Source organism: Treponema sp. UBA753 (assembly GCF_002297325.1).
Classification (GTDB): Bacteria; Spirochaetota; Spirochaetia; order Treponematales; family Treponemataceae; genus Treponema_D.
The window spans coordinates 1-11,543 of record NZ_DBKJ01000077.1 but is presented as its reverse complement, the minus strand read 5'-3'; the positions used below and the strand labels follow the sequence as shown (position 1 = coordinate 11,543).

The following is an 11,543-nucleotide window of genomic DNA, read 5'->3' as shown; positions in this document are numbered from 1 at the left end:
GAAACTCGAATTTTGACCTATTCGTGAGGAATAGGGCATATTCTTGTATTTTTATACATTTTCTTCAGGAATATTGTATATTCTTCTGGAATAAAGGATATTCTTGAAGAATAAGATGTATTCTTGCGGAATTTCTTCCATTCTTGAGTTTTTAGGCGTATTCTTGGAAATTTCAGCCTGTTTTTGTTGTTTTTATATGATTCTATGTTTATCTTTTATGCAGAGGGAAATTTATTTTTTCAGCTTAAAAAACTAAGAAGGGGGCAAAGAATGGGAGAAACATTCGCACAGAAACTGAGCGATGCAAGGCTTATGGTGTCTGGCATCAGGGTGCACACGGAGGAGCTTGCCAAAGTAAGCTTAGGAGAAGAGCAGGCTGCTTTGATTGAAGGTATGTTCAATAAAATCCGGGATTTGGACAGCAAGCAGGAAAAGCTAAAAGCCGACCTTAAGTCTTGCACCGCTGAGCTTACTGAACAGACGAAGCTTTTAAGCAAAGAAGTTCTTGACGCAAAAAAGCGTGTTAAGCTTACGATTCCGCAGTCGGGCTGGAAGGAATTTGGCATTACAGACAAGAAGTAGCCTTGTTCTGTATTGAGTTTTGAAGCTTCCGTGTATTGTATAGGTCTAAAAAAGGTTATAAAATACGGACTTATATTTTTACACGGAGGCTTTTTTTATGGAAGGCGATATTACAGCCCGCATGGGAAATCTTGTTATTCAAATCGGAATTTTGCTTTTTGTTGTCCGATTTTTTGGATTTCTTGCTAAGAAAGTTCGAATTTCATCTGTTCTTGGCGAGCTGATTGCCGGCGTTGTTATTGGGCCTTATGCTTTGGGTGCTATTCCGCTTCCTGGCTTTCCGTCTGGAATTTTCAGTTTGAATTCTGTTTCACTTGCTGTAACCCCTGAGCTTTACGGATTTTCTACCGTGGCTTCTGTAATCTTGCTTTTTGCTTCCGGCCTTGAAACTGACCTTGCGCTTTTCTTGCGATATTCTCTTGCGGGCGGCGTGATTGGTCTTGGCGGAGTTGTGGCTTCGTTTCTTTTGGGCGACATTGCAGGAATGATGCTTTTTGGCTGCGGAATAATGGATGTAAGATGCCTTTTCCTTGGAATTATGTCCACAGCGACTTCTGTAGGAATTACGGCGCGTATTTTGTCTGATAAAAAGAAGATGGATTCTCCGGAAGGCGTTACGATTCTTGCTTCTGCTGTTTTTGATGATGTTCTTGGAATTATTCTTCTTGCTGTTGTGATGGGAATTGTTGCGGCTTTGAGTTTTGAAGGCGGACAGGTTTCAATTGACGGCGTTAAGATTCTTTTGATTGCTGCGCGCGCTTTTGGAATATGGCTTGTGTTCACCGCGGCAGGTCTTTTGTTTTCTAAGAAAATTGCAAAGTTCCTCAAGATTTTTAAGCATTCATACGATTTTTCAATCTGCGCTTTGGGAATTGCATTGCTTCTTGGCGGCTTTTTTGAAAAGCAGGGGCTTGCGATGATTATCGGAGCGTACATTACAGGACTTTCTCTTTCTGCAACTGACATTGCGGCGATTATTCAGGAAAGAATTCACGGGCTTTACAAATTTTTTGTTCCGCTGTTCTTTGCTGTAATGGGAATGATGGTGAATATGCGAGAGCTTATGTCTAAAGATGTTCTTATGTTCGGCGCGTTCTATACTGTGCTTGCGGTTGTTGCGAAAGTTGTTGGCTGCGGACTTCCTGCCTTGGGATTCGGCTTTAACTTGAAGGGAGCTTTGAGAATTGGCTGCGGAATGATTCCACGTGGAGAAGTTGCTCTTATTATAGCCGGAATCGGTCTTACAGCTGGAATTCTTGATGAGCAGATGTTCGGCGTTGTTATTCTTATGACACTTGTTACAACTTTGTTTGCGCCTCCTCTTATTTCCGCATCTCTTTCTATAAACGGAAAGGGAACAAAAAAGGAAACGCGTTCAACAGACAACGTTGCGTTTACCTGGGATTTTGGCTCTGATGAAATTGCCGACCTTGTAATTGACATTTTCCTTAAGGATCTTAGGAGCGAAGGTTTTTATGTTCAGATGATGAATATTTCCGACGGAATTTCCCAGGCAAGAAAAGACGGAATTTCTCTTTCAATTACAGAAACTGAATCTGTTGTAAAAATTGAAACAAGCGCGGAAGATTCAGGCTTTGTAAAAAACGCTATGTACGAAGTTCTAATCCGTCTTGGAAATCTTGTTCAGAATCTAAAAGAAAATTATGTTCCTGAAAAAATAAATTTCTTTGACCAAAGCGAAGTGAGCCGCACAAGTTCCGACATTCTTAAGCTTTTTACGCCGGACGCTGTTTCTGTGGATTTGAAGGGAACTACAAAAGAGCAGATTCTTCAGGAAATGGTCATGCTTCTTGCAAATTCCGGGGCTGTGCGCAACTGGGAAACTGTTCTTGCTGACGTGCGTGAGCGTGAAAATATTATGAGCACTGGAATGCAGCATGGAGTTGCTTTCCCGCACGGAAAATCCGACGCTGTTACCCACACTTGCGTTGCCTTGGGAATTAGCCGTAACGGAGTGGACTTTGATTCTCTTGATGGTGAAAAGTGCAAGGTCTTTGTTATGATTGTTTCGCCGAAAAAAACTTCTTCGCCGCACATGCTTTTGCTTTCTTCTATGAGCTACATTCTGCGTGATGAAAAAAATGTTGAGGAGATTTTGAAGTGTCCTGACGCAAAATCTCTTTTTGAAAAGATTAAGAAGTTTGCTGCGCGGAAAAATAATTCTTAAAAGGACAAAAATTTTTTCAGTTGATTCTGCATTTCTTGTTTTTCTTGAGCAATAAAGTTTTTATAAGAAAAAATCAGGCTGCCTAGTAAAATAAAATTTATTAGGCAGTTTTTTTTGCGTGAATAAAACGAGGACTTTATGGCAGAAGAAATCAATGATGAGTTTTGGGCAATTCCAGAATCGGAAGAAGAAAGCACTTTGGATTCTGATGAAGTTTTGCAGGCGGCGAAAAAAGCTTTTGGTATTTCTTATTTTTTTCCGTGGCAGAGAATTGTAATTGCAAATATTTTGGATTCGGCAAATCCAAGAGATGATGTTTTAAAAGATGATGTCTGTTCTAACGGACGGCAAATTGTCTTGCTTCCGACTGGAGCTGGAAAATCGCTTTGCTTTCTTGCTCCGGCTTTGCTTTTAGATAAACCTACGCTTGTTATCTATCCTTTGCTTGCGCTTATTTCAGATCAAAAAAGAAGAATGGATGAAGGCGGTCTTGACTGCGTTGTGTTTCGAGGCGGCCAGACTGATTTAGAGCGTGAAGAAAATTTTATGCGCATAAAGAACGGCGCAAAAGTGATAATTACAAACCCAGAGGCGTTGCAAAATCAAAATCTTTTGGAGCAGCTTTGTTCATTTGGAATTGTTCACATTGCAATTGATGAGGCTCATTGTGTAAGCGAGTGGGGCGATTCATTTAGACCTGCGTATTTAAATCTTGGAAAAGTTATAAAGAAAATTAATCCACCTGTTGTAACCGCTTTTACTGCGACCGCTTCGGAATGTGTGCTTGCAAGAGTTTCTGAAGTTCTTTTTGATGGAGAGGCGAAAATTGTAAGAAGCGAAAGCGACCGTCCGAATATTCACTATAAAGTTGTAAAATGTTATGCAAAAAAACGGACTGCCTTTTTACTTGCGCTGACAGAACAAAAACCGCTGATTATTTTTTGTGGAACTCGCGCAAAATCGGAAGACATGGCAAGGGAACTTTCTGCTTACTGTGGAAACGGCAAAGTGAAATTTTATCATGCTGGAATGACTCGTGAAGAAAAGCAAAAAGTTGAAAAATGGTTTTATCCAAAAGACGATGCCATTTTGTGTTGCACTTGTGCTTTTGGAATGGGAGTGGACAAGAAAAATATCCGTACTGTTATTCATTTGGAGGCAAGCCCAAGCGCAGAATCCTATATTCAGGAAGCCGGCCGCGGAGGAAGAGATGGCGAAGTTTCAAATGCAATATTGCTTTGGAGTTTTAATGACCATAAAAAATTTTCTGCGATAAAAGAAAATGACAGAAGAAAAGTCATGCAGAAATTTGCAGAAAGCAAAACTTGCCGTCGTCAAATTCTATTGGACGCTTTAGGCGGAGAACAGGCGGCGTGTGATGGCTGTGATATTTGCTCAGGAAAATCAGATGAAAAAATCGCGCTTGATGCGAAAATTGTCATGGAACTTGTGAGAAAAAATCCAAACCGCTTTACGCAAGATGAATTAAATCAAGCTTCAATGATTGCTTTGAATAAAGCAAGTGGAAAAAATTGTTCAGTGAATATTTATGAGCATTCAGATACGGATGAAATTATAAGTCAGCTTAAGGTGCAAAAAATCATCCGTATAAGAAAGTTTCCGTTTAAAGGTCTTATTGCTCCTGCTCGCCAAAATTTAAAGTTGTGTTTTCGCCAGTTATTGCGAACCAAGCGGAAGGATTTTCAATCCAGTATTTTTTGAAGACACTGAGAATTTCCTGCGCAGAAGTTTGCTTGATTTGTTCCAGTTGTTTTAAGTCATAGTCAATGTCATTGAACTGAATCAAGTTGTAGCCCAGTATTGAAACTAGTCCCGCGTTTGTTTGCTGGCTTTGGTAAGTTTGATTTATATATGAATTTTTGTAGCCTTCCAAATTTTGCTCAACAGTTGAAAATTCATAGCTTCCGTTCGCATTTGTTTTTTCTACGATTTTGTCGTTTGCCATATAGTTTCTTGCTTCCTGCATGGCTTTTTCAAAATTGCTGAAATCGGAAACTTTAAATAAATGTTCAATTCCATAAGGCGCTTTCGAGCCTATGACATAACTCTGCGGAGAATAGCAAATTCCGTAGTGCTCTCTTACAACATTGAAAAGAATGTCTGTGTAGATGTTTCCAGCAAGCACGCATGGAATAAAGTCAGATTCGGTATTTGCCGGGGATGCGAAAACTTTTGTGATGTATGCCGTTCCTTCTGCTGACGGATGATGAAGCGTAAGCGGCGTATTTTTCTTAATGCTTATAGGCTGTATGATTTTTCTTTTTGTTTCTTCATTTGAAAATTTTAGTTTTCCAATTGTGCTGTTCAGTTTTTTTATTAAAAAGTCTGAATCGATTTTTCCTGAAACGACAACAGAAAAATTTCCGTTTGATAAAAGTTCTTTGTGATATTTTTTTAGATTTTCTATTGTAATATTTTTTATTGAATCTGGAGTTGCAAATGTCTTTGCTTCGTAAGGATGGTCTTTGTAGATTTTATTTGAAATTGTGAAAGCCAAAAAAGATTCCGGGTCGTTGAAAATTCCTTGGATTCTTTGGCGCAAAGCATTGATTGTGTTTTCATATTCATTCTGGTTAAACGCAGGATTTAAAAATCCGTCCAAAAAAACTGGAAGTGTTTTTTCAAAGTGTTTGTCCATTGCATTTAAGTAAAGCGCGCTTCCGGAAAGTTTTGAAAAATATCCTATGCTGGAATTTGTGTCGTATGAAATTTCTGTTCGTTTTTTATATGAAAATTTTTTGGAAGAATCCGCCATGAAAGAGAATAATGTTGTTTCCATTCCTGATGTTTCTGGTGTAAGTTTTTCAACTCCGCCTGGACAAAGAATTGCAATGGAAATAATTTTGTCGCTTGTGTTGTTTATGTAAACAGGAATTTCGTTTTTAAGTTTTTTAATTTCAATGTTTCGTTTTGAAATTTTATTTTCAGTTTTGCTTGATTGATTTTTTTGCGGAGTGTAAATATTTTTTTCTTCTGCAAGTTTTAAATTTGAATTCTGAATTGGTTCTTTTGATTCAAATTGTTTTTCCTGCCACCATCTTTTTTCATCGGAACGGACTTCATAGAATCCTGCGTGTTCAAAATCATTTTTTGTACTGCTGTAAATTTCAGGATTTAACAGAACACTTACGAGCGGTTTTTTACCCGATATATATTTTTCTATAATTCTTTTTACATCGTCCTGTGTAACTTTTGAAAGATTGTCATAGTAGTTGAAAAAATATTCTGCACTTGTGTTTGTCCACCAGCTTCGGATGCTTGTTAAAAGTTCTGAAGGAGTTTCTGTTGCTAGTGTTTGGTTGTCTTTTAGTTGCTCTATTATTTTTGACTTGTATGATTCTGTAAAAAATTTTTTTTCATTTGCAATTTTCGGAATAATTGAATTTTGAATTTCTAAAAGAATTTTTTCTGTTCGTTCTGGCAACAAATTTTCTGGTTCCGTCACAATTGTTCCGAATTCAAAAAGTCCGTTAGCTCTTACTGTAGCATATTGCGCCCAGGAATTGTTGAAGTCTGGAATTTTAAATTCTGGATTTTTGTAAAGTGACTGAATGTACTTTCCGTTTGGCTCTGACAAAAGATACATAAGATAATCCGCAGCGTAAGTGTCTTGCAAATCAAAATCTGCGTCTGGACCTCTGAACTGGATCATAACCTGCGCAAGTTCCTTTGTGATTTTGTCAAAAGGCATTACACAAAATTGTGTGTTTGCAAAAGGCTCTTTTTTTTGCTGAACTGAAGGTTCTATTTTTGAATTGTTGTTGCTCCAAGTACCGAATATTTTTTCTGCAAGCTTGAAAGTTTCTTCAGGCTGAATGTCTCCACCAATAAAAAGAGCGGCGTTTTTTGGAATGTAGTATTTTCCTTTTATTTCTTTTAGCTGAGTTGAAGTCGCATTTCTTACAGCATCAAATGAACCGCCTGAATCAAGTTTGTATGGCGCATCAGGGAAAAGTTTTTTATTTAAGTAGCTATAAAAAATTTTTGATGGATCTGATTTTCCGCCTTCAATTTCAGAAAGCACAACTTTTTTTTCATTTTCAAGTTCCTGCTCATCAAGAAGAGGTGAGCGAACCGCCGCATTCCAAAATGCAAGTCCTTCTTCAAGTTTGTTTGAAGGCACTGTGAAAAAATAATTTACATGGTTTATTCCTGTTGTTCCGTTCCAGCTTGCAACTCCAAGATTAGAAAGAGCCCTGTTCACTGATGCAGCATCTTTGTAAAGTTTGTTTCCTTTAAACATCATGTGCTCATACAAATGGAAAAGTCCTGCGGTCTGCGGAGTTTGTGTTATAGCTCCTGCGCGTATTGCAATCTCAATATAGACCAGTGGAACTGTGTGATTTTCTGCGGCAAAAACTGTAAGGCCGTTTTCCATTTTGTATTCATATAAATTTTCGACTGGAGTTTTTTCGGCGTGAATAAAATTCAGTGTAAATAAAAATACAAATAATGAAATAATCTTAATAAATTTTTTGTTTTGCTTCATAAGTTTATTTCACTGAATTTTTGCTAGATTTTCAAGGGTGTTTTATTTTGCGCAGAATAATTTTTTATTATGAAATAAAAATGCCGTGGCAACATTTTTATTACCACGGCGTTTTTGTTTTAAACCACTGTGTATCCAGCTTTTTTTACTGCATCTGAAATTTTTTTGTCATCAACATCTTTTGAAAGTTTTAAGACAACTTTTCCTGTTTCATGATCTGCTGTGGCTTCTTCAACTCCCTTGATTTTTTCAAGAGCTTCTTTTACGTGCGCCTCACAATGTCCGCACATCATTCCTTCTACTTTTATAGTTTTTTCAATCGTTGACATAGTAACCTCCTCTTGCCTTTTTAAAGATTGAAATTTATTTTCTGATTTGGAAAATTTATACGGCTTAAAGAAATTCAGCCTGAGCGCATTTGTTACAACACAAAAACTTGAAAGACTCATTGCCGCTGCTGCAAACATTGGATTTAAAAGAAGCCCGAATGCCTTGTAATAAATTCCGGCTGCAAGTGGAATTCCTGCAATGTTATAGAAAAATGCCCAGAATAAATTTTCATGAATATTTTTCAATGTTGCCTTGCTAAGCCGGATTGCCGCTGGAACATCTAGCAACGAATTTTTCATAAGAACAACTTGTGCGGAATCTATTGCAATGTCGCTACCTGCTCCAAGTGCGATTCCAATGTCTGCGCTTGCAAGTGCCGGAGCATCATTAATTCCGTCTCCAGCCATTGCAGTTTTTCCTTTTGATTTTAAAGTTGCAATTGTCTTTGCTTTTCCGTCTGGAAGAACGCCTGCGATAATTTTTTCTATGCCGGCATTCTTTGCGATTGCCTGCGCTGTTTTTTCATTGTCGCCTGTAATCATAACCGGAGTTACAGACATTGCCTTTAGCTGCGAAACCGCCTGCGCACTGTCGTCTTTTATTTTGTCCGCAACGCAAATCATTCCAAGAATTTTATTTTCCTTTGCGAATACGAGCGGTGTTTTTCCTTCGGAAGCAAACAAAGCTGCTTTTTCTTTTATTGATGAAATATCTGCATTTTTTTCTATAAAGACTAAATTGCCTGCAAAAAATTTTTCTCCTTTTATTGTGCATGAAATTCCATTTCCCGGAAGCGAAACAAAATTTTGTGTTTCAAAAACTTCTTCATTGGCAAAAGTGGAATTGCTATAAAATTTTACAACAGCTTTTGCAAGCGGATGTGAACTTTTTGATTCAAGCGACGCTGCAATTTTCACTAAGTCTTTTTCTGAAACATTATCTGCTGCGATAATGTCAGTTACTTCCGGCTCACCTTTTGTTATTGTTCCTGTTTTGTCTAGTGCAACAATTTTTATTTTTCCAGTTTCTTCAAGTGAAGTCGCAGTTTTAAAAAGAATTCCGTTCTTTGCTCCGACTCCGTTTCCGACCATGATGGCAACTGGAGTTGCGAGCCCCAATGCGCACGGACAGCTTATAACAAGAACGGCGATTGCTCTGGACAATGCGAAGTTGAATTCCGCGCCACAAATCAACCAGGTAAAAAATGTTATTGCTGAAATTAAAAGTACGGACGGCACAAAAATTCCTGAAACTTTGTCTGCTGTTTTTGCAATCGGAGCTTTTGTTGCAGAGGCATCGCTTACAAGTTTTATTATTTGTGAAAGCGCAGTTTCTTCTCCGATGCGCAATGCCTTGCATTTTAAAAAACCATTTAAATTTATAGTTGCCGAATACACTTCGCTTTTTGCAGATTTGTCGACTGGAATGCTTTCGCCTGTCAATGCAGATTCGTTTACAGATGATTCTCCTTCAATTACAATTCCATCGACAGGAATATTTTCTCCGGGCTTTACAATGAAAATATCATCTTTTTTTACTTCGCTTATTGGAATTACAATTTCCTTTCCTTCACGTATGACTGTTGCATTTTCAGGCTTTAACTTTATAAGATTTTTTAGAGCGTTTGTAGTTTTTCCTTTTGAAATGGACTCAAGCATTTTTCCTACAGTGATGAGAGTTACAATCATTGCAGCTCCTTCAAAATAGAAATTGTCCATGCATTTCATTACACGCTGCTCGTCGCCTTTTAAAACCGCATCGGTCATATTAAAAAGAACCACAAGACTGTATGCAAATGAAACTCCACTTCCAAGCGCAACGAGTGTGTCCATATTTGGAGTTCCGTGGAGAAGCCCTTTAGTTCCGCTTATAAAAAATTTTCTATTGATGAATAAGATTATAATTGTAAGCAAAAGCTGAACAAGGCCCATTGCAACGTGGTTTCCGTTGAACCAAGCAGGAAGAGGAAAGTTTAGCATCATGTGGCCCATGCTAAAATACATGAGAATCAAAAGAAAAATTAATGAAGCTACTAAGCGTGTTTTTAGATTTTTTAATTCTGAGTTTTCTAGCAAAAGTTCCTGCTCTTCTGATTTGCTTGGTTTTTCACTGCCAGAAATTTTTGCGCCATATCCTGCTTTTTCAACAGCCTGAATTATGCTTTTTGCGGAAGCCGTTCCTTCCACGGACATTGAATTTGTAAGAAGGCTTACAGCGCAAGATTCCACGCCTTTTACTTTTGTTACTGCTTTTTCAATTCTAGCTGAACAAGCGGCGCAACTCATTCCTGAAATAAGAAATTTTTCCATTCGAACCTCCATAGCTTGTGGATAAAAGCCAAGAATGAAATTTCCTTTTTATTATGGAATAGTTTTTATAAATTTATATCCTGCATTTTCAACAGCAGATTTGATTTCTTCGTCTGAAATATTTCTGCTTGCTTCAAAAACTACAGTTCCATTTTTAAAGTTTACTTTTTTTACAGAAAGCTCTTCGATTTTATTCAGCGAGTTCCATAGCTTTTTTGCGCACTCAGAACATTTCATTCCTGCTGTAAGAATTACCCTTTTTTCAACAACAGGATTTGTAAGCTGTTTTTTTTCAACTAAAGTTCCGTCACCTCCTCCGCAGCAAGAACCTTCACCTTTAAAATGCTTTATAGAATTTTTAAGTGCAAACGCAAAGATTACAATTATAAATAAAACTAAAATAATGTTTATCATTTTTTCCTCCTAAAGAGAAAATTTATTTCATAAGTTTTTGAAGTGTGCGGACAAGCTCGTCAACAATTTCTTCGTCGCCTTTTTTTATTCCTTCTGCAACACAGCCTTTTATGTGGCTTGCAAGGAGCTCCTTTGTGAACGAGTTAAATGCGGCTTGGCATGCAGAAACTTGAATAAGAATGTCCGTGCAGTACGCATCGTTCTGGAGCATTTTTTTTACTCCATTGACCTGACCTTCAATTCTGCTGAGCCTGTTTACAAGTTTTCTTAATTCTTCTTCTGGGCGTTTTGTTGTTTTGTTTGCGCAGCAAGATTTTTTTTCTTCCATTTCCATAGTTTTCTCCATTAATAAATTTTTTATTATACTATACCACGCTACTGTATATGTCAATATATTGGGAAAGCATTGCAAATTATTTTTCAGCGTGAAAATGAAATTTTTTTTCGGCAATTTAAAATAAAAAATCCCTGCGAAAGAAAATAAAAAATTTATTCTGCAGGGAAATATTTTTATATAGAAGATTTTTAGTTGTAGATTGGTCTTACTTTTGTAACGTCTTTTATGGCAGCAAGATTTTCCAAAGTTTGCTCGGTAACTTTTCCTGCCACATCAATAATGTTGTAGGCAACTTCACCGCGGTTTTGGTTGACCATTCCTTCGATGTTGAGATTTGCTTCTCCAAGAATTGTCGTGAACTGCGCAACAAGTCCCGGCTCGTTTTTGTGGCTAATGCAAAGTCTTGTTCCGCCGCATGGAATAGGGTTGTCTGTTGTTGTCTTTGGAAAGTTTACGCTGTTCTTGATAATTCCGCGCTCAAGGAAGTCACGGAGCTCTTTTACAGCCATTACTGCGCAGTTGTCTTCTGCTTCTGGAGTTGAAGCGCCCAAATGCGGAAGGCAAATTACTTTGTCGCAAGCAATTAGTTCTTCTGCTGCAAAGTCTGTAACCATGCATGAAATTTTTCCGGCTCTGATTGCTGCAAGAACATCTTCGTTGTTTACAAGTCCGCCACGCGCAATGTTTATGAGCTTTACGCCGTTTTTCATGTTCTTGATTGTATTTGCATTAACAAAGCCTTTTGTGTCTGGAGTCTCTGGAACATGGAAAGTAAGATAGTCAGCTTTTGCAAGAAGAGTGTCCAAAGTTTCAGCGTGCTTAACCTGATGATTCAAGCTCCAAGCGGCGTCTACAGAAAGAAACGGATCGTAG

8 protein-coding genes are annotated in these 11,543 nt (G+C 37.8%); 3 read left to right on the top strand and 5 right to left on the bottom strand.

All coding sequences use genetic code 11. The features are described from left to right. The first annotated feature begins 270 nt into the window (after positions 1 to 270). From B4C08_RS06785 to B4C08_RS06775, 3 genes are all read left to right on the top strand, one after another. Entirely contained in the window at positions 271 to 582 is a 312-nt protein-coding gene (locus tag B4C08_RS06785) for a hypothetical protein (RefSeq protein WP_296664119.1), read from the top strand. A 97-nt stretch (positions 583 to 679) separates the two neighbouring features. Further along, on the top strand, positions 680 to 2,770 hold the full coding sequence (locus tag B4C08_RS06780) for a cation:proton antiporter (RefSeq protein WP_296664118.1): 2,091 nt from the start codon (positions 680 to 682) through the stop codon (positions 2,768 to 2,770). 138 nt (positions 2,771 to 2,908) lie between these two features. Beyond that, positions 2,909 to 4,492: a RecQ family ATP-dependent DNA helicase gene (locus B4C08_RS06775; protein WP_296664117.1), complete on the top strand. Its 1,584-nt coding sequence runs from the start codon at positions 2,909 to 2,911 to the stop codon at positions 4,490 to 4,492. Here the strand turns inward: B4C08_RS06775 and B4C08_RS06770 are convergent. The 5 genes from B4C08_RS06770 to B4C08_RS06750 form a co-directional block, all read right to left on the bottom strand. Beyond that, on the bottom strand, positions 4,404 to 7,280 hold the full coding sequence (locus tag B4C08_RS06770) for a M16 family metallopeptidase (protein ID WP_296664116.1): 2,877 nt from the start codon (positions 7,278 to 7,280) through the stop codon (positions 4,404 to 4,406). The genes B4C08_RS06775 and B4C08_RS06770 overlap by 89 nt on opposite strands. 119 nt (positions 7,281 to 7,399) lie before the next feature. After that, a complete protein-coding gene (locus B4C08_RS06765) occupies positions 7,400 to 9,919 on the bottom strand; it encodes a heavy metal translocating P-type ATPase (RefSeq protein ID WP_296664115.1) in 2,520 nt (839 codons plus the stop codon). Positions 9,920 to 9,970: 51 nt separating this feature from the next. Further along, positions 9,971 to 10,333: a heavy-metal-associated domain-containing protein gene (locus tag B4C08_RS06760; protein WP_296664114.1), complete on the bottom strand. Its 363-nt coding sequence runs from the start codon at positions 10,331 to 10,333 to the stop codon at positions 9,971 to 9,973. A 22-nt stretch (positions 10,334 to 10,355) separates the two neighbouring features. Further along, positions 10,356 to 10,667 (bottom strand): metal-sensing transcriptional repressor, encoded by a 312-nt coding sequence (locus B4C08_RS06755; RefSeq protein ID WP_295800895.1) that lies wholly within the window; start codon positions 10,665 to 10,667, stop codon positions 10,356 to 10,358. A gap of 191 nt (positions 10,668 to 10,858) precedes the next feature. Next, a partial coding sequence (locus tag B4C08_RS06750; protein ID WP_296664113.1) for a phosphoglycerate dehydrogenase occupies positions 10,859 to 11,543 on the bottom strand: 685 nt, incomplete at its 5' end.